Here is an 18,475-nt window from a genome sequence, read left to right on the forward strand (position 1 = left end):
GCGTTGAGACACGAGTCCTTTAGAGTGAAGTCTTGCAAAGCAAAGCCGACACCGAACTGGTTCGCCGTCAGAACCGCGGCTTAGTGCTCGAGGCGCTGCGGCGGGTCGGCATGATGGCGCGGGTCGAACTCGGCCGGACGACGGGTCTGAGCCCGGCGACCATCTCGGCCATCACGGGCGACCTCCTCGCCGAAAATCTCATCGTGACTGCCGCGATCGACGACAAGGCCGAAAAGCCGCTCGGGCGCGGGCGCCCACGCGTCGCGCTGTCGCTCAATCCCGAGGCCGGCTATGTGCTCGGCGTCAAGATCTCGTTGAATTCGGTGACGCTGATCCTGTCGGACTATTCCGGCCATCTCGTCGACCGGACGCGCCTGCCGATCCCGACCATGGGACCCGACGCGCCGCAATTCGTGCCGCGTCTCGCCGCTGCGATCCGCGACTATCTGCGCCAGCGCGACATCCCGCTCGGCCAGGTTCCTGAGATACCCATCGCCATTCCAGGCGTCGTCGACCGGACCACGGGCCGTCTCGTCTGGAGCCCGACCGTTTCGGTTGATGTCGGCGCCGTGCCGGGCCCTCTCAGCGAGGCGCTAGGCGTTCCGGTCTCGATGACCAACGACGTCGACATGATGGCGCAGGCCCTGAACTCGCGCGATCCGGTGCATTACGGCGGCACATTCGCGGTCATCTTCATCGCCTATGGCATCGGCATGGGCCTTTACGTCAATGGTCGCCTGTTCTCGGGCGCCTTTGGCTCCGGTGCCGAGTTCGGCCACACGAATCATGTGCCCGGCGGCCCGCTGTGCCGCTGCGGCCGCCGCGGCTGCGTCGAAGCCTATGTCGCGGATTATGCCATCTACCGATCGATCGAGCGCCTTCCGCCCGATGAGCCGCCCGCCGACATCGATCCCGACGCGGAGACCATGGCGAAGCTCGAGGCGCGGGCGCGCGCAGGCGATGATCGCGTACGCACGGCCTATCATCAGGCCGGTCTTGCGCTCGGCTACGGACTTTCGCGCATGATGGGCCTCATCAACCCCGGACGCGTCGTTCTCACCGGACGCGGCATCGCTGCCTTCGACCTGATGCAGCAGGGCTTCAACACCGGCATCGAAGAAGGGCTGGTGACGGAGATCGCCAACATGACCGAGATCGAGGTGCTTTCGCCCGAAGACGATCTTGTCGATGTCGGCATTCTCGCGGGCGCGCTGCAGCGTCTCGACCGCGAGGTCTTCGCAAGTTCCGACCACGAGCCCGTCCCGGCGCGCAAGCGTCCGCCGCTGCCGGCGGCCGGGGTTCCGGCCAAGGCATGAGCGGCGCCCGTCAGCGCTTCAGCCATCCCGAGATGCGGTCAACCGCTTCGGCAATCTCGGCTTCGGCGCCGGCAAAGGAAAAGCGGATATAGCCGTCGCCGCGCGCGCGGTCGAAATCGAGCCCCGGCGTTGCGGCGACGCTAGCCTCGGTCAGCATGGCCTTGGCAAAAGCGGCGGAATCATTGGTGAAGCGCCGCGTCGAGGCATAGACATAGAACGCCCCGTCGACGGGAAAGAAGTCGTCGAAACCGATTTCGGGCAGCCGCTCCAGCAGCAGGCGCCGATTGGCGGCATAGCCGGCCTTGATCGTTTCCAGTTCCTCCGTCGCCTCGAAGGCGGCGAGCGCGGCGCGCTGCGAGAGGTCGGGTGCCGAAATGTAGAGGCTCTGTCCGATGCGCTCCACCGGCCGGACCAGCGCTTCCGGTAGCACCATCCAGCCGATGCGCCAGCCGGTCATGCAGTAATATTTCGAGAATGAGTTGATGACGATCGCCTCGTCGGAAAAGGTGAGGGCGGTCGTCTCCGTCCCCTCATAGACGAGGCGGTGATAGATCTCGTCCGAGATGAAGCGGATCCCGAGCCGATTGGCGCTGTCGATCAGCGCCCCAAGCGCCGCGGGCGTCATCATCGTACCGGTGGGGTTGGCCGGGCTCGCAATCAGCACGCCGGCAAGCGGACCACTGGCATGGGCGCGCTCCAACATCTCCGGTGTCACGGCGTGGCGGTCCCGCGCGGCCGTCGGCAGCTCGACGACATGCAGTCCGAGGGCCGCGAGGATGTTGCGATAGGCAGGATAGCCGGGCGCTGCGATCGCGACGCGGTCGCCATGGTCGAAGGCGGCGAGGAAGGCGAGGTTGAAACCCGCCGACGAGCCGGTGGTCACCGCGATGCGCGAAGCCGGGACGGTGATGCCGTAGAGTTCCTCATAGTGGCGTGCGATCCGCTCACGCAAAGGCCGCCAGCCAAGCGCTTCCGTATAGCCGAGCCGGCCGCCATCGAGCGCCGCCCGCGCCGCTTCGCGCACGAGGCGCGGCGTCGCAGCCCCGGGTTCGCCGATTTCCATGTGGAGAACACGCTGGCCTGCCGCTTCCAGGGCATTGGCTGCCGACTTCACGTCCATGGCGATGAACGGCGCAACGGCGCTGCGGCGCGAGGGCCCGTCGGACGGGCCGATCAACGGAACTTGTTCGTCTCTATTCATGCAGCGTGTTGTCCTTGCCGGCCAAGTCTTGCTATTGCCCCATTGATCTGGCCATCGATAGGCTGACCATGCGATGGCCGCGCTTTTACAGCGCCGGACCTTCAAGAGGAAGAACGGGCTCAGGGCATGTTGATGACGGCGGGGCGCAAGTTGCGGGGCATGGCACGCGGACTGCTGGCAGCGGCAGCCGGCGTGTCGATGCTGTCGACGGCCTGCCTTTCTCCTGCGATCGCCCAAAGCGCTGACAGGCGCAACTTCATTCGCGATGCCGAGACCGAGGCGCTGATCCAGGATTATATCGGGCCGATTTTCAAGGCGGCGGGCGTGCGCTCCAGCTCCGTTCAGCTGTTCCTGGTCGAGGATCCGTCGTTCAATGCCTTCGTCGCCTCGGGCCAGAAGCTCGTCGTGAATACCGGCGCAATCATCGATTCGAAGACGCCGAACGAACTGATCGGCGTGCTGGCGCACGAGACTGGCCATCTTGCCGGTGACCATCAGGCCAAACTGCGCGAACAGGTCGATCGTGCCAATACGCTGGCCACGATTGGCGCCCTGGCGGGCATCGGCGCTGCAATCGCCGGCTCGGCGACGGGATCGGGCGACGCCGCGCGTGCCGGCGGCGGCATCGTCGCCGGATCGAGCGAGGCCGCCCGCCGCTCCCTGCTCGGCTATCAGCGCTCGGAGGAGATGGCGGCCGATCAGTCGGCGCTGGTCTATCTGAAGAAGAGTGGCCAGTCCGCCAAGGGCATGCTGACGACCTTCAATCGCTTCGCCGACAACACGTTGTTTTCCTCGCGCGGGGTCAATCCCTATCTGCAGAGCCATCCCATGCCGCGCGAGCGTATCGACCTGATCGAGCGCGAGGCGAAGGCGAGCCCTTTTTACAACGCGAAGGATTCCGCTGCCCTGCAGGCGCGCCATAACATGGTGCGGGCAAAGCTCGTCGGCTTCACTGGCGATACGGACACGATCATGCGGCGCTATCCGCCGAGCGACACGTCCTTGCCGGCACAATATGCCCGCGCCATTGCAGCCTATCGCAACGGCAACTCGCAGGGTGGTCTCACCATGCTGGACTCACTGTTGAGGGCGCAGCCGAAGAACCCCTATTTCTGGGAGCTGCAAGGCCAGATCCAGCTTGAGAACGGCCGCGCCGGCCTCGCCGTTCCCGGCCTTCGCAAGGCGGTGGCGCTGGCGCCGCGCTCCGGTCTCCTGAAGATCATGCTCGGCCAGGCGCTGGTCGAATCGGGCGATCCGAAATCCGTGAACGAAGCGGTCAAGAACCTTACCATCGGTCTCCGCGACGATCCGGACGTGCCGATCGGCTATCGCAGCCTTGCCCGCGCCTATGCGATGCGCGGCGAGATTCCGATGGCGGATCTCGCCACCGCGCAGGGCGAGTTTGCCGCCGGCAACTACGCCGCTGCCAAGGCCCATGCCGCGCGGGCGCAAGGTGCCCTGAAGCGCGGCTCGCCGGCCTGGCTTCGGGCCGACGACATCGTGTCCTTTACTCCCGCGCAACCGGGCTGACCTATCCTCGCGGTGTGACCTCAACCGGCCGCCGCCGCCTCCATTTCCAGCAAGGGTCCGTGCTTCATGTTCGAGATTTTCCCGACAAGTCCCTTAAGGGCGGCAGCGCGCGGTGCGCTGCGGATGGCCTCTTGCGCCGGTCTTGCAGCGGTGGTCGTTGCCGGCCTTGCCGCAGCACCGGCGGTGGCCAAGGCCGATCAGGCTGCCTTCGACAAGACGCAGCAGGAGGCGATCGGCGCGATCGTCAAGGACTACCTGATGCAGCATCCGGAAGTCATCCGCGACGCGATGCAGGAACTTGATCGTCGCCAGCAGATGGCTGAAGCAGATGCCAAGAAGGCAAATGTCGCGAAATATGCCGATCTCTTGTTCAATTCAAAGCGTCAGGTCGTACTCGGCAATCCAGACGGCGATGTCACGCTTGTGGAGTTCTTCGATTACAATTGCGGTTACTGCAAGCGCGCCCATGCCGACATGAAGCGGCTGATGGACGAGGACAAGGGCCTTCGCGTCGTGCTGAAGGAATTCCCGGTTCTTGGACCCGGCTCCGAGGAAGCCGCGCAGATCGCTGTCGTCGTGCACGAGATGGCGCCCGACAAGTACCAGGCCTTCTTCGACGAACTGCTGATGAGCAAGGGCGAGGTCAACGGCGCCCGGGCGCTGGCGGTCGCGACCGATATCGGCCTCGATGCGGACGCCATCAAGGCGCGGCTGAAGGAGCCCGAGATTGCCGCGACGATCAACGAATCATACGCCTTGGCACAGGCGCTCGGCATCAATGGAACGCCGACTTATGTGATGCAGGGCGATGTCGTGGTCGGCGCCGTCGGCTACGACACGCTGAAGCAGAAGATCAAGTCGGTCCGCGACTGCGGCCAGGCGACCTGCTGATTGCCGCAAGAGCCCTGCAATCCACAAAGCTCCGCCCCTCCGAGGGCGGGGCTTTTCCTTTGCCGGCCGACCCCCTATAACCGGCGCGCTCCGGCCCGTGCGCTTTCGCATGGCCGGTGGCGGTCAACGGTTGCGGCAGAAGCCATTCGATGACGATTTCGGTCCTGGTCCTCAACGGCCCCAATCTCAACATGCTCGGCAAGCGGGAACCCGGCGTCTATGGCGCACGGACGCTCGCGGAGATCGAGGAAGAGACGACGGCCTTCGGCGCCGGTCTCGGCATCAGCGTCGACTTCCGCCAGTCAAATCACGAAGGCATGCTGGTCGACTGGATCCATGAGGCGCTCGGGCGCTGCCGTGGTATCGTCATCAATCCCGGCGCCTACACCCACACCTCCATTGCGCTGCAGGACGCCATTCGTGCGGTCGGCCTGCCGACGATCGAAGTGCATCTGTCGAATGTCTTTGCCCGAGAGACGTTCCGTCACCACTCCTACATTTCTCCGGCCGCCCTCGGCGTCATCTGCGGGTTCGGCCCGCTCGGCTACCAGCTGGCGCTGACGGCGCTTCAGCCGCATGTCGTCTGATACGGACAAGGCAAGGTCGCTCCATGAAAGTGCGAAACTCATGACGAACAAGACATCGACCATCGATCAGGAACTGATCCGCCAGTTGGCGACATTGCTGACCGAAACTGATCTCACCGAGATCGAGGTCGAGCATGGCGATTTGCGCATCCGCGTCGCGCGCAATCTCCAGGCGGCGCCCGTCGCGTATCAGGTCGCGCCCCAGGCGCCACAGGCGGCGGCCGCTGCCGTTGTGGTCCCCGCCGAGACGAGCCTTGCCGGTCACCCGGGCACCGTTCCCTCGCCGATGGTCGGAACGGCCTATCGTTCGCCGGAGCCGGGTGCGAAGACCTTCGTCGAGATCGGCGACACGGTTCGGGAGGGGCAGACGCTGCTCATCGTCGAGGCGATGAAGACGATGAACCAGATTCCCGCGCCGCGGGCAGGCACCGTGAAGGCGATCATGGTCACCGACGGGCAGCCGGTCGAGTACGGCGAACCGCTGCTGATCATCGAGTGAGCACCATTCAGCCGATGTTCAACAAGATCCTCATAGCCAATCGCGGCGAGATCGCCCTCCGGGTGCTCCGCGCCTGCAAGGAGCTCGGCATCGAGACGGTGGCGGTCCATTCGACCGCCGATGCCGACGCGATGCATGTGCGCCTTGCCGACGAGAGCGTCTGCATCGGCCCTCCGCCGGCACGCGACAGCTATCTCAACGTCGCCTCGATCCTCGCGGCCTGCGAGATCACCGGCGCCGACGCCGTGCATCCGGGATATGGCTTCCTCTCCGAGAATGCGCGCTTCGCCGAGATCCTCGAGGCGCACAACCTCACCTTCATCGGGCCGAGCTCGAACCATATCCGCATCATGGGCGACAAGATCGAGGCGAAGCGCACGGCGCAGCGGCTCGGCATCCCGGTTGTGCCCGGTTCGGACGGCGCATTGAAGGACGAGGCCGACGCGCTGAAATGCGCCGCCGAGATCGGCTATCCCGTGCTGATCAAGGCTTCGGCCGGCGGCGGCGGGCGAGGCATGAAGGTCGCCCATTCTGCGGCCGAACTGCCGATCGCCTATGCAACGGCCCGCTCGGAATCAAAGGCTGCGTTCGGCGACGACGCCGTTTATATGGAGAAATATCTCCAGAAGCCGCGGCATATCGAGATCCAGGTCCTTGGCGATGGCAAGGGCTATGCCGTCCATCTCGGCGAGCGTGATTGCTCGTTGCAGCGCCGTCACCAGAAGGTCTGGGAAGAGGCTGGTTCGCCGGCACTCAACGCCGAAGAGCGCGACCGCATCGGCGCCGTCTGCGCCAAGGCGATCGGCGATCTCGGCTATTCCGGCGCCGGAACCATCGAATTCCTTTATGAGAACGGCGAGTTCTATTTCATCGAGATGAACACCCGCCTTCAGGTGGAACATCCGGTAACCGAGGCTGTGACCGGTATCGATCTCGTCAACGAGCAGATCCGCGTTGCCGCCGGCAGCGGTCTCTCGTTCCGCCAGGAAGAGGTCAAGTTCCAGGGCCACGCGATCGAGTGCCGCATCAATGCGGAGGATCCGCGGACCTTCACGCCGTCGCCGGGCCTCATCACCTATTTCCACCCGCCGGGCGGCCTCGGCGTCCGCGTCGATTCAGGCGTCTATCAGGGCTACAAGATCCCGCCCTACTACGACAGCCTGATCGGCAAGCTCATCGTGCATGGCCGCAATCGCGTGGAATGCATGATGCGCCTTCGCCGGGCGCTCGACGAATTCGTCGTCGACGGGATCAAGACGACGATCCCGCTGTTCCGCGATCTGGTCGATGACCAGGACATCGCCGATGGCCGTTACGACATCCACTGGCTCGAGAAGAAGCTCGCGGTCCACCAGTAAGCGGCGGGGGCGGCCGCGAGCCGCCCGGTCGCAACGGCGGTCGCCTCTTCTTTGCGGGCGCTTCGCGTGGCATGCTGTGATTCGTCGCCGGGGCGGGCGCGTCAGGCATCATTGCGGCAGGAGGGTTCGCCTCCCGGCCGCGCCCACGCGGACGAAGCATGGCCAGGCAGACCGATTCCTCGCTCCAGATCACCCCGCAGGTGCTGCTGAAGGCCTATGCCTGCGGCATCTTCCCGATGTCGGATTCGGCTGACGATCCGGGCCTCTATTGGATCGAGCCCGAGAGCCGCGGCATCTTTCCGCTCGAAAGCTTCCATGTGCCGCGCCGCCTCGCGCGCACGATGCGTGCTGAGCCCTATGAGATCCGCGTCGATACTGATTTCGAAGGCGTGATCGAGGGCTGTGCCGGCGATCCGCGCTCGCCCTATCGCGACAAGACGTGGATCAACCGCCGCATTCGCCGCCTCTATGCCGAATTGTTCGACCTCGGCTTCTGCCACACCGTCGAGGCCTGGCAGGACGGCAGGCTGGTTGGCGGCCTTTATGGCGTGCGCCTGCGCGGCGCCTTCTTCGGCGAGAGCATGTTCAGCCACGCGACCGACGCCTCGAAGATCGCGCTGGTTTATCTGGTGGCGCGGCTGAAGGCGGGCGGGTTCAGCCTGCTCGATGCACAGTTCACCACCGAACATCTTGAACGCTTCGGCGCGATCGAGATCGACCGCGACGCCTATCACGCGCGTCTTGAGGCGGCCCTGACGATCGAGGGTGATTTCTACGGCTTGGCGGGCGGCGCGACGGTCGACGAGGTCTTGCAGTTGGCGAGCCAAACGTCATAGACGGCATGGTCGACGGCGTGGAGACCGGGACTATCGGCGAACATCCAGCCCGTGAAAATGCGGCGAACCTTGCGGGCGAGAGTGATCTCGTCGACCTCGACAAAGGCGTCGGTTTGCGGCGGCTCGGTCGGGGGCCGTGAATAGCAGGCCCGCGGTGTCACCTGGAGCGCGCCGAACTGCACCGTTTCGTTCATATAGACGTCGAATGTGATGATGCGGCCGGTGATCTTGTCGAGACCGGCAAATTCGGCGACGGGATTGGTGATCCGCTCGGCGGAGGCGGGCAGGGCGACCGCGAGCAGGGTTCCTGCGGCGAGGAGGCCGATCGCGCCGCAACGGCGCACGAAGCTGAATGTCATGGGAAGCTGGAGAATCCACATCGCCGCAGTGATGTTAAAGGCTCTAACACGCGATTCCGGCGGCGAAAAGGCATAGGCGGGAACCTGCGGTCGCCGGTTGCTTCGGCTGGCGATCCCGACCTATGATCCAAGGCGACCTGTATGGCCCTTTTCCCTGCCGTTTCGAAGGAGTCCGGGCAGGCGCTCCAGCTCTATCCCGGCGCCATCTCCCCCGGCCGGCGCGAATGCCGATAACCGATATTTGAAGACGCGGCCTGTGGCCGCCTCATTTGGAAACGGGCCCGCAAGAGGCCCCGACATGACATGGAAACCGCCCGCCACAGGCATCCGCTGTTCGGGGTGCTGCTGAAAGTGATATCGACCATCGCCTTCACCGCGATGGCGACGCAGATCAAGCTGCTGGCGGACCGGATTCCCGCAGGTGAGGTCGCTTTCTTCCGCTCAGCATTTGCGCTCATTCCGGTGCTCACCTTTGTCGGGCTGCGGGGCCAGCTGCCGACCGTGTTCCTCACGCCGCGGATATCGGGCCACGTTCTCCGGTCGATCGCGGGCGCGTCGTCGATGTTCTGCGGCTTCACGGCGCTCGGCCTGCTGCCGCTTTCGGACGCGACGGCCATCGGTTATGCGGCGCCGCTGCTGACGGTGATCTTCGCTGTCTTCCTGCTTGGCGAGGTCATTCGCATCTATCGCTGGACGGCTGTTGTCATCGGGCTGATCGGCGTGGTGGTCATCCTCTCGGGTTATGTCGAGCCGCAGGGCCCGGATCGCAGCGCCGTCGGCGCGCTGTTCGCGCTGGCGGGGGCGACCTTCGGGGCGCTTGCCGCAACGCAGACACGCCGGCTGACCTGGTCGGAGGAGCCGACAACCATCGTCGTCTACTTCTCGATCTTCACGGCGCTGTTCATGCTGGTGACGTTGCCCTTCGGCTGGGTCATGCCGGGCGCCACCGAATGGGCGCTTCTCGTGGGTTGCGGCATTGCGGGCGGGATCGGCCAGGTGCTGTTGACGCAGAGCTACCGCTATGGCGAGGCCTCGCTGATCGCGCCGTTTGAATATGTATCGATGGTCTGGGCGATCCTTGTCGGCTATCTGCTGTTCGATACGCTGCCGGGTCTCACCATGTTGACCGGATCGGCGATTGTGATCGGATCGGGGATGTTCGTCATCTATCGCGAGCAGCAACTGGGTCGCCGCCGGGCGCGCGAGGCTGCTGCGGCGACGTCCTTCGATCCTGAAACCTGAATGACGAGGAGACCCATGACGGCGATCGCAGTGACCATCGCAGGCTCGGATTCGGGCGGCGGCGCGGGCATTCAGGCGGATCTCAAGACGTTTTCCGCGCTCGGCGTCTATGGCGCGTCGGTGATCACCGCGTTGACGGCTCAAAATACGTTGGGGGTCACCGCCATCCATGACGTGCCAGCGGATTTCGTCACGGCCGAGATCGATGCCGTCTTCTCAGATCTTGCGGTCGACGCCGTGAAGATCGGGATGCTGTCGCGGCCGGAGGTGATCGGCGCTGTCGCTTCCGGGCTCGATCGATGGCAGCAGACGAAGGTTGTGTTCGATCCGGTCATGGTGGCGACCAGCGGCGACATGCTGCTGCGCGAGGAGGCTGTCGCGGTGCTCATCCGCGATCTCCTGCCGCGCGCGGCCTTGCTGACGCCGAATATGCGCGAAGCGGCGCGCCTGGTGGGCGGCGATGTCGCCTCCAGCGAAGCGGAAATGGAGGCGCAGGCCGCCGCTATTCTGGCGCTCGGCACGCGGGCCGTCCTGCTGAAGGGCGGTCATGGCGAGGGCGATGAAAGCGCCGACCTGCTGCTGACGCGAACTGGCAAGCGCTGGTATCGCGCGCCCCGCATCGCGACGAAAAACACGCATGGAACCGGTTGCACGCTATCGTCGGCCATCGCCGCCGGGATCGCCCGCGGCCAGGATCTCGAGACCGCCGTCGAAACCGGCAAGCGCTATGTGACGGACGCCATCGCCGCTGCAGATCGGCTGACGATCGGCAAGGGCCATGGGCCGGTGCATCATTTCCATGCCTGGTGGTAACTGAAAAGGCGCGCATCCTTGTGGGCGCGCGCCTCAATGTGTCATCGCCGAATCTGGCCCATCGCGCACGTCACGGCGGGCGAATGGTTCAGCCCTTGTAGGCGCGGAACGTCTGCTGCTGCTCGCCGAGGCCGGTGATGCCGAGTCGGACGCTGTCGCCGTCCTTCAGGAACCTTGGCGGCTTCATGCCCATGCCGACGCCGGGCGGGGTGCCGGTCGTGATGACGTCGCCGGGATCGAGCTGCAGGAACTGGCTGATATAGGCCACGAGATGGGCGACGCCGAAGATCATCGTCTTGGTGTTGCCGGTCTGGGCGCGCGTGCCGTTCAGGTCCAGGAACATGTCGAGGTTCTGCACGTCGGCGATTTCGTCGGGCGTCACCAGCCAGGGGCCGAGCGGTCCGAAGGTGGGCGAGCCCTTGCCCTTCATCCACTGGCCGCCGCGCTCGGTCTGAAATGCGCGCTCGGAGACGTCGTGGCAAACGGAGAAGCCTGCGACATAGGAGAGCGCGTCGGCTTCCTCGATGTAGCTGGCGGTCTTGCCGATGACGATCGCGAGTTCGACTTCCCAGTCGGTCTTCTGCGAATTCTTCGGAATGATCACCGTGTCGTTCGGGCCGACGATGCAGTTCGGCGCCTTATTGAACAGGATCGGTTCCGAGGGGATCGCCGCGCCGGTCTCATGCGCATGGTCGACATAATTGAGGCCGACGGCGATGAAGTTCCTCACGCCTTCGACAATCGGGCCGAGACGGACGCCGGCGTCAACGGCCGGGAGCGTGGACGGGTCGACAGCGGCGATCTTGGCGATCGCACCGTTCTTGAGCGTTTCCGGGGTAATGTCGGAGACGACGCCCGAGAGATCGCGGATCGTGCCGTCCTTGTCGAGCAGGCCCGGCTTCTCCGCGCCTGCGGCGCCGAAGCGTAGGATTTTCATCGTTATTCTCCGTGTTGGCGGCGGCGATCATGGTCGAGGCCCCCGGGCGATGCAAGCGCCGCGAAGGGTTCATCCGGCAATGCATTGTTGCCGCGGGGGAACAGGTGCTGACGCCTTTCATCGCCAGGAAAGGTCAGAATGATTGACCGATCCGACCCGCGCATGAGACACGAGCGCAAGGGTGGAGGACATCATGGACCAATGGCTTGCCTTGCTCGGCTTTGCGTTCGTGATGGCGTTTACGCCCGGACCGAACAACGCCATGCTGATGATCTCCGGCGCCAATTTCGGCTTCGCGCGGAGCGTGCCGCATCTGCTTGGCGTCAGCCTCGGCTTTCCGGCGATGGTGCTCGGGGTTGGACTCGGCCTCGGCGGCGTGCTGGAAGCCTATCCCGTTGCCCATCGCGTACTCGCCTATGTCGCCTTCGCCTATATGCTCTTTCTGGCCTGGAAGCTCGCTTTCGCGGGTCGCGTCGACCGCGAAGGCATCCGCGTCGGCAAGCCGATGAGTTTCGTCGCTGCGGCGCTCTTCCAATGGGTCAACCCCAAGGCCTGGGTGATGGCGGTGAGCGCGCTCGCCCTCTATGTCGTGTCTGACGAGCCGGCGATTTCGTCGGCCTCGCGGGTTGCGCTCGCCTTCGCGCTCACCGCTTTTCCTTCGACGGTTGTCTGGTGCCTGTTCGGCATCGCGATTTCGCGCTACCTCGACAGCGACCGCCGGGTTGCCATTTTCAACGGGACAATGGCCGTACTTTTGGTCGCGAGCATGGTGCCGACCCTGCTATGAGGGGCAGGGCGTGCGGCGGTGGCGTCACAAATCTGTTGTTCGCTTGGGCTAAGCGGTCTTTAATTTTCCATCAGCCGAGGACGAATCAGGATCATGTCGATCGCGGTTGCTCCCCGCCATCTTCGAACGTTGTTCCTCTCGGATATTCACCTTGGCACGCGTGGCAGCCAGGTTGATCTTCTGTTGGACTTCCTGAAATGGCACGACGCGGAGACGATCTTCCTCGTGGGGGATATCGTCGATGGTTGGCGGCTCAAGAAGAGCTGGTACTGGCCACAGTCGCACAATGACGTGGTTCAGAAGCTCCTGCGCAAGGGTCGCAAGGGCGCGCGGCTCGTCTACCTGCCGGGCAATCACGACGAGTTTCTTCGTGATTATCTCGGCACGCAGCTCGGCGGCGTCGAACTCGTCGACAGCATCGTGCACGAGACAGCCGACGGCAAGCGGCTGCTCGTGATTCATGGCGACCAGTTTGACGTGGTCGTGCGACACGCCAAGTGGCTCGCCTTCCTCGGCGACGGCGCCTATACGCTGGCGCTCGGCCTCAATACCATCCTGAACAAGATCCGCCGCCGGCTCGGCTTCGACTATTGGTCGCTTTCGGCCTGGGCGAAGCTCAAGGTCAAGAACGCCGTCAATTTCATCGGCACCTTCGAAAACGCGCTCGTCACCGAAGCGAAGCGGGTCGGCGCTGACGGTGTCGTCTGCGGCCACATCCATCATGCGGCGCTGCATGACGAGTTCGGCATCCGCTATATCAACACCGGCGACTGGGTCGAAAGCTGCACCGCGATCGCCGAGCATCATGACGGACGGCTCGAGATCCTTCGATGGTCTGCCATCGCCAAGGACGAGGCGTTTATCGTCGATTCCGATACAAAGGTCGATCAGGTCGCGGCATGAGCCGGATCCTCATCGCGAGCGACGCCTGGCACCCCCAGATCAACGGGGTGGTGCGGACGCTGGAGCGTCTTTCGCGCCATCTTCCCGAATTCGGGGCGGACGCAATCATGCTGACGCCCGACGGGTTCAATACGGTCCCGTGCCCGACCTACCCTGAAATCCGCCTGACGGTGGCGCCGCCCGGCTCCATCGCCCGCAAGCTCGACGCGATTGATCCCGATCACGTGCATATCGCGACGGAAGGGCCGATCGGCTTTGCCGTGCGGCGCTGGTGCATCCGTCGCCGACGCTTGTTCACGACGAGCTATCACACCCGCTTTCCGGAATATCTGGCGGCGCGCCTGCCGATTCCGGTCAACTGGACCTATGCTATGCTGCGCGGGTTCCATAATGCCGGGTCAGGTTGCATGGTCTCGACCCGCTCGATGGAGCAGGAATTGCAGGGCCGCGGCTTCCGCAATCTGATGCGCTGGTCGCGCGGGGTCGATGCCGAAATCTTTCATCCCGGCCGAAACCGCGCGGTGCTCGACCTGCCGCGGCCGATCTATCTCTATGTCGGCCGCGTCGCGGTCGAGAAGAACATCGGTGCTTTCCTCGATCTGAAGCTGCCCGGCAGCAAGGTCGTGGTTGGAGACGGGCCCGCGCTCGAGGGGCTTCGCCGCGCTCATCCCGAAGTGTCGTTTCTCGGCACGCGCGTCGGCACGGAACTCGCCGATATCTATGCCGCCTCGGATTGCTTCGTCTTTCCAAGCCGCACCGACACATTCGGCGTCGTGATGTTGGAGGCCATGGCCTCGGGCCTGCCGGTCGCTGCCTTTCCTGTTGCCGGTCCTCGCGATGTCGTCGGCAATTCGGGCGCCGGTATTCTCGACGAAAACCTCCAGGCTGCGGCGCTCGCAGCGCTCGCGATCCCGCGCGAGCGCTGCCGCCAGATTGCGCTGCAAAGCTCCTGGCAGTCGGCAACGCGTCAGTTCCTCGACAACGTATCCGGCGTCCACCGCACTTTCGCGAGCCACGCCTTCGCGTGAGGGCGGTCAGTCGCGGACCGGAATCCAGACCTCGCAGCCGCCGAGACCGGTGCGCGGATCGAAGGTCGGCGGATAGTATTCGACCATTGTCACGCTGCTGTCCGGGTATCCACGCTGGTTCTGCGCCATCCACTCGAAGGCGGCGCCACAGGTGCCCCCGATCGCCGAAACATGGCCGCGATGCTGGAACACGGCAAAGCTGAGCGCGGGGATGCGCACCCCCACCAGCCCGTCGGGTAGTTCGTCCAGCGAGCGCACGGGCACCGCGGCCAGATAGTCGAAGCCGTCGTCGCGCTCGTCCTCGGACTTGAAGCAGACGCCATAGGCGTCGAGCGTCCGCAACTGACCGGGGATGGTGTCGATGAACGGCCCGAAGCGTTGCCACAGCAGCGGAATGCCGCCGCGGTCCTCATAGCGGAAGAAGCGGCGAAGACCGGCAAGCAGAATGCTGTCGAGGGGGCGGATTTCTGGCGTTTCGATCGTATCGGGCACTGTGTCGGGCATCAGGATTGGCTCCACGAGTTTGAGATCGGCGAGAGACGCACGCGCCCTGGCCGCATCCGGCGTCAGGCCGAACTGGTCGCGGAAGGCGCGCGAGAAGGCTTCATGCGAGCCGTAGCCGGCCGTGAGGGCGACGGCGAGGATGTCGGGCGCGCCGGCGGCGAGCGCGCGGGCGGCCTCAGACAAGCGCCGGCCGCGGAGATGCTGCGAGAAGGATCGCCCGGTCGTCAGCGCGAAGCTGCGCGACAGGTGGAAGCGTGACAGGCCGACCAAGGCGGCGAGTTCGTCCAGCGTCACCGGTCGCTCGAAATGGTGCTCGATATACCAGAGCGCCTTGCGCACCGCGTCCATGGCCATGCCCGCCGTCGATCCCCAATGGTGCTGAGAATAGCCCGATCCACGCGTGCCGCTTGATCGCGCTTGCGCCCTCTCGCTCGCCTTGCTAGCGAGGCTGATGATCACCATCGACGATATCGAAGCTGCCGCCCACCGCATTGCTGGCGAAGCCGTTCGCACGCCGCTTCTCGCGAGCGCGGCGCTCGACGCACGGCTCGGCGGGCGCGTCCTGATCAAGCCTGAAACGCTGCAGCGGACCGGCTCGTTCAAGTTTCGCGGCGCCTACAACGCCGTTGCGGCGTTGCCGGAGGCAGAGCGCGCCGCCGGTGTCGTCGCGGTCTCCTCGGGCAATCACGCGCAGGGCGTCGCCGCAGCGGCGGCACTTTTCGGGATTTCCGCCACCATCATCATGCCGGATGACGCGCCGCAGGCGAAGCTCGAGGGCACGCGTCGGCTGGGTGCCACCGTCGTCACCTATCATCGCGCCGGCGGGGCCGATCGCGAGGCGATTGCGGCTGAGATCACGGCACAGACAGGCGGCCGGCTGATCCATCCCTATAACGAGCCTCTCGTCATTGCCGGCCAAGGCACGATTGGACTGGAGGTCGCCGAGGATCTCGCGGCCCGTGACATCGCTGCCGATGCCGTTCTGGTGCCCTGCGGCGGCGGCGGCCTCTCCTCCGGTGTCGCGCTCGCGATGCATCACCGGATGCCACAGGCTGGCGTCCATCTCGTCGAGCCGCAGGCATTCGACGATTACGGCCGCTCGCTGGCCTCAGGGCGCATCGAACACAACGCGGCCGCCTCCGGCTCGGTCTGCGATGCGCTGCAGGCGGCGGCGCCGGGTGCGATCGGCTTCGAGATCAATCGACGCCTCGCCGCAGGTGCGCTTGCCGTCACGGATGCTGAAGCGCTGGCGGCCGTGGCCTTCGCCTTCCACACGCTGAAGCTCGTCGTCGAGCCGGGCGGGGCGGTCGCGCTGGCCGCGCTTCTCGCCGGCCGCTTTGACGCGGCGGGACGCACGGTGGTCATCGTGCTCTCCGGCGGCAATGTCGATGCGGCGATGTTGGCGCGCGCCCTCGCAGCCGGTTGAAGGAGATGCAAAGCGGTCTTATGGAATGGCCTTGCCGCGCGAGGGTTGATACGCTTCGAAACCTGATGTCAGCCTTGCAGGCGCAGTCCCCCGTCGCGCCGTTTCCTTCTCCAAATCGATTGCGCTCATGCCCGCCGCGCCCCCGCTTTTCAGCGCTCGTCTTTCGTTGTTCTACGCTGCGTCCTTTCTGGTCAGCGGCATCGTCGTGCCGTTTCTGCCCGTCTGGCTGAAGGATCGCAGCTTCAGTCCAGAGGAGATCGCCGCCTGTCTTGCCTTTCCGCTGGCTGCCCGGCTGATCGCGACGCCGGCCGGCAGCTGGCTGGCCGATCGGGTGCCGAACCGCCGTATGGCGATCGTCGTGTTCGCGGTGATCGGATTGCTGTTTTTCATTCCGGCCGCACTGGTTCGGCACAATTTGACGACCCTTGTGCTGACCGGCCTCGCTGTAACGTCCTGGCAGTTGATCCAGCCGGCCGTCGATGCGCTGTCGCTCACCGGCGTCCGCCGCTTCGGTCTCGATTATGGACGGATGCGCGTCTGGGGGTCGATCAGCTTCGTCTGCGCCAGCCTCGCGGGAGGCGCCATCTTCGGGGCCTTCGGCGCGCCGATCCTGGCGCCCATGATCATCGCCGCCTTCGCCATCTGCCTCACGGGCGCGTTTCTGCTGCCGGTTACGCCGAAAGCCGAGCGGCTGGCAGACGATGCGAACCGTCAGCCGGGCAAGTCGGCGCGCAAGATCCTGCTGAGCCCGGCCTTCCTCGTCATCGCCTCCACCACCGGCCTGATCCAGGCCAGCCATGGCCTCTTCTATTCCTTCGGCACGATCGAGTGGCAGGCGCTCGGCTTTTCAGGCAGCGAGATCGGGCTCTTGTGGGCGACGGGCGTCGTCGCGGAGATCGTGATGTTCGCGATATCCAGCCGGTTCCTGCGCCTTCGCGCCGAGACGCTCATTCTCTCCGGCGCCATCGCGGCCGCCATCCGCTGGGCTCTCCTGCCGCTGGTGACGAGCCTTGCGGCGAATCTCCTGCTGCAATCGCTGCATGCCTTCACCTTCGGCGCCGCCTTTGTCGGCATGCAGCTCGCCATCGCGCGCACGGTGCCTGAGGAAATGACGGCCTCCGCGCAGGGGCTGTGCATGATGGCGGCGGGCGGGCTGATGGCGCTGACAACCCTGATGGCCGGACCGCTCTATGCGCAGCTCGGCGTGCACGCGTTCTGGGTGATGACGGCTTTTGCCGCGCTCGCCGCGATCATCATCCTCGCCACACGCGTCACGCTCAGCCCCAAAGGGCAGGCGTCGGCGGACTGACCAGGCTTCCGCGGTATTCGAGGCCGGGTTCGCGGTCACGCGCGAGCAGCAGCGGTCCGTCGAGATCGACGAAATCCGCCTGCTGGGCCAAGAGCACAGCCGGCGCCATGGCAAGGGACGTGCCGACCATGCAACCGACCATGACGGCGAGACCATTGGCGCGGGCGGCTGTGAGCACGCCGAGCGCTTCGGTGAGCCCGCCGGTCTTGTCGAGCTTGATGTTGACGGCGTCGTAGCGGTCCGCCAGCGCAGAGCAGTCCTCGGCGCTGTGCAGGCTCTCGTCGGCGCAGACGGGAACGAGCCGCTCCGCGACGCGCAACAGGTCATCGGCGCCAACGGGCAAAGGCTGCTCGATCAGTTCGACGCGGGCATCCGCGCAGGCACGCATGAGCGATGTAAACGCCTCGGGCGACCAGGCTTCATTGGCATCGACAATGAGCCGAGCTGCCGGGGCGCCGCGCCGCACGGCGGCGATCCTTGCCTCGTCGCCCTCGCCGCCGAGCTTCACCTTGAGCAGGGGCCTGCCTGCCGCGCTGCGCGCGGCCGCCTCCATGCTTTCGGGTGTGCCGAGGCTCAGCGTATAGGCCGTCGTCAGCTGCCGCGGCGCGGCGATTCCGAGGCGCTCGGCGGCGCTGATGCCGCTCTTCTTGGCTTCGAGATCCCATAGCGCGCAATCGAGGGCGTTGCGCGCGGCGCCCGGCGGCAGCGCAACCTGCATGCCGAGGCGGTCGATATCGCCGGCGATCGCGAAGCTTTGCGTGCGGATCGTCTCGACGACGCCCTCGACGGTTTCGCCGTAGCGGGCATAAGGAACGCATTCGCCGCGACCGACATCGACGCCGTCCTCAATCGTCGCGACGACCACGGTCGCCTCGGTGCGCGCCCCGCGCGAGATGACGAAGGAGCCGGCAATCGGCCAGCGTTCGATGGCGACCGAGAGCTTGCGGAT

At 65.3% G+C, this 18,475-nt stretch carries 19 protein-coding genes; 14 read left to right on the forward strand and 5 right to left on the reverse strand.

Features of this window, described 5'->3' with window-relative positions; all coding sequences use genetic code 11:
• Positions 1-32 precede the first annotated feature (32 nt).
• Positions 33-1,316: an ROK family protein gene (locus LB518_RS03730; protein ID WP_224573155.1), complete on the forward strand. Its 1,284-nt coding sequence runs from the start codon at positions 33-35 to the stop codon at positions 1,314-1,316.
• A 10-nt stretch (positions 1,317-1,326) separates the two neighbouring features.
• On the opposite strand, the gene LB518_RS03735 is transcribed toward LB518_RS03730, so the two are convergent.
• Positions 1,327-2,517, reverse strand: a complete 1,191-nt coding sequence (locus tag LB518_RS03735) for a pyridoxal phosphate-dependent aminotransferase (RefSeq protein WP_224573158.1) — start codon at positions 2,515-2,517, stop codon at positions 1,327-1,329.
• Between the two features lie 159 nt (positions 2,518-2,676).
• On the opposite strand from LB518_RS03735, the gene LB518_RS03740 reads away from it, so the two are divergent.
• The 6 genes from LB518_RS03740 to aat all read left to right on the forward strand — a co-directional run bounded on the left by LB518_RS03740 (position 2,677) and on the right by aat (position 8,218).
• Positions 2,677-4,047 carry a M48 family metalloprotease gene (locus LB518_RS03740; RefSeq protein ID WP_224573160.1) on the forward strand — a complete coding sequence of 457 codons (1,371 nt, stop codon included), beginning with the start codon at positions 2,677-2,679 and terminating at the stop codon, positions 4,045-4,047.
• A gap of 66 nt (positions 4,048-4,113) precedes the next feature.
• Positions 4,114-4,938 (forward strand): DsbA family protein, encoded by an 825-nt coding sequence (locus tag LB518_RS03745; RefSeq protein ID WP_224573162.1) that lies wholly within the window; start codon positions 4,114-4,116, stop codon positions 4,936-4,938.
• A gap of 149 nt (positions 4,939-5,087) precedes the next feature.
• Positions 5,088-5,525 (forward strand): type II 3-dehydroquinate dehydratase, encoded by a 438-nt coding sequence (gene aroQ / locus LB518_RS03750; protein WP_224573164.1) that lies wholly within the window; start codon positions 5,088-5,090, stop codon positions 5,523-5,525.
• Between the two features lie 40 nt (positions 5,526-5,565).
• A complete protein-coding gene (gene accB, locus LB518_RS03755) occupies positions 5,566-6,024 on the forward strand; it encodes an acetyl-CoA carboxylase biotin carboxyl carrier protein (protein WP_224573166.1) in 459 nt (152 codons plus the stop codon).
• 14 nt (positions 6,025-6,038) lie between these two features.
• A complete protein-coding gene (accC, locus tag LB518_RS03760; RefSeq protein WP_224574312.1) occupies positions 6,039-7,382 on the forward strand; it encodes an acetyl-CoA carboxylase biotin carboxylase subunit in 1,344 nt (447 codons plus the stop codon).
• Positions 7,383-7,540: 158 nt separating this feature from the next.
• Positions 7,541-8,218, forward strand: a complete 678-nt coding sequence (aat, locus tag LB518_RS03765) for a leucyl/phenylalanyl-tRNA--protein transferase (protein WP_224573168.1) — start codon at positions 7,541-7,543, stop codon at positions 8,216-8,218.
• Here aat and LB518_RS03770 read toward each other — a convergent pair.
• Positions 8,155-8,577 carry a DUF2155 domain-containing protein gene (locus LB518_RS03770; protein ID WP_224573169.1) on the reverse strand — a complete coding sequence of 141 codons (423 nt, stop codon included), beginning with the start codon at positions 8,575-8,577 and terminating at the stop codon, positions 8,155-8,157. The genes aat and LB518_RS03770 overlap by 64 nt on opposite strands.
• A 303-nt stretch (positions 8,578-8,880) precedes the next feature.
• On the opposite strand from LB518_RS03770, the gene LB518_RS03775 reads away from it, so the two are divergent.
• Both LB518_RS03775 and thiD read left to right on the forward strand, forming a co-directional pair.
• Complete coding sequence (locus LB518_RS03775; protein WP_224573179.1) at positions 8,881-9,819, forward strand: DMT family transporter; 939 nt, start codon at positions 8,881-8,883, stop codon at positions 9,817-9,819.
• Positions 9,820-9,834: 15 nt separating this feature from the next.
• The gene (gene thiD / locus LB518_RS03780) at positions 9,835-10,632 is read left to right on the forward strand and encodes a bifunctional hydroxymethylpyrimidine kinase/phosphomethylpyrimidine kinase (RefSeq protein ID WP_224573181.1); all 798 of its coding nucleotides are present in this window, start codon (positions 9,835-9,837) and stop codon (positions 10,630-10,632) included.
• 88 nt (positions 10,633-10,720) lie between these two features.
• On the opposite strand, the gene LB518_RS03785 is transcribed toward thiD, so the two are convergent.
• Positions 10,721-11,569: a fumarylacetoacetate hydrolase family protein gene (locus tag LB518_RS03785; RefSeq protein ID WP_224573182.1), complete on the reverse strand. Its 849-nt coding sequence runs from the start codon at positions 11,567-11,569 to the stop codon at positions 10,721-10,723.
• A 193-nt stretch (positions 11,570-11,762) separates the two neighbouring features.
• On the opposite strand from LB518_RS03785, the gene LB518_RS03790 reads away from it, so the two are divergent.
• The 3 genes from LB518_RS03790 to LB518_RS03800 all read left to right on the forward strand — a co-directional run bounded on the left by LB518_RS03790 (position 11,763) and on the right by LB518_RS03800 (position 14,287).
• Positions 11,763-12,356 carry a LysE family translocator gene (locus LB518_RS03790; RefSeq protein ID WP_224573185.1) on the forward strand — a complete coding sequence of 198 codons (594 nt, stop codon included), beginning with the start codon at positions 11,763-11,765 and terminating at the stop codon, positions 12,354-12,356.
• 93 nt (positions 12,357-12,449) lie between these two features.
• Positions 12,450-13,259 carry a UDP-2,3-diacylglucosamine diphosphatase gene (locus LB518_RS03795; protein ID WP_224573187.1) on the forward strand — a complete coding sequence of 270 codons (810 nt, stop codon included), beginning with the start codon at positions 12,450-12,452 and terminating at the stop codon, positions 13,257-13,259.
• Positions 13,256-14,287: a glycosyltransferase family 4 protein gene (locus tag LB518_RS03800; RefSeq protein WP_224573189.1), complete on the forward strand. Its 1,032-nt coding sequence runs from the start codon at positions 13,256-13,258 to the stop codon at positions 14,285-14,287. The genes LB518_RS03795 and LB518_RS03800 overlap by 4 nt, the downstream gene beginning before the upstream one ends.
• A 6-nt stretch (positions 14,288-14,293) precedes the next feature.
• Here the strand turns inward: LB518_RS03800 and LB518_RS03805 are convergent, their stop codons facing one another.
• Positions 14,294-15,145, reverse strand: coding sequence for an AraC family transcriptional regulator (locus LB518_RS03805; protein WP_224573192.1), 852 nt, complete (start codon positions 15,143-15,145; stop codon positions 14,294-14,296).
• Between the two features lie 97 nt (positions 15,146-15,242).
• Here LB518_RS03805 and LB518_RS03810 point away from each other — a divergent pair, with 97 nt between their 5' ends.
• A complete protein-coding gene (locus LB518_RS03810; protein WP_224573194.1) occupies positions 15,243-16,217 on the forward strand; it encodes a threonine/serine dehydratase family protein in 975 nt (324 codons plus the stop codon).
• Between the two features lie 127 nt (positions 16,218-16,344).
• On the forward strand, positions 16,345-17,526 hold the full coding sequence (locus LB518_RS03815) for an MFS transporter (RefSeq protein WP_224573196.1): 1,182 nt from the start codon (positions 16,345-16,347) through the stop codon (positions 17,524-17,526).
• On the opposite strand, the gene dgcA is transcribed toward LB518_RS03815, so the two are convergent.
• The gene (dgcA, locus tag LB518_RS03820; RefSeq protein WP_224574314.1) at positions 17,495-18,475 is read right to left on the reverse strand and encodes an N-acetyl-D-Glu racemase DgcA; all 981 of its coding nucleotides are present in this window, start codon (positions 18,473-18,475) and stop codon (positions 17,495-17,497) included. The two genes, LB518_RS03815 and dgcA, sit on opposite strands and share 32 nt — an antisense overlap.

This window comes from Mesorhizobium sp. BR1-1-16 (assembly GCF_020165495.1).
GTDB lineage: Bacteria > Pseudomonadota > Alphaproteobacteria > Rhizobiales > Kaistiaceae > Kaistia.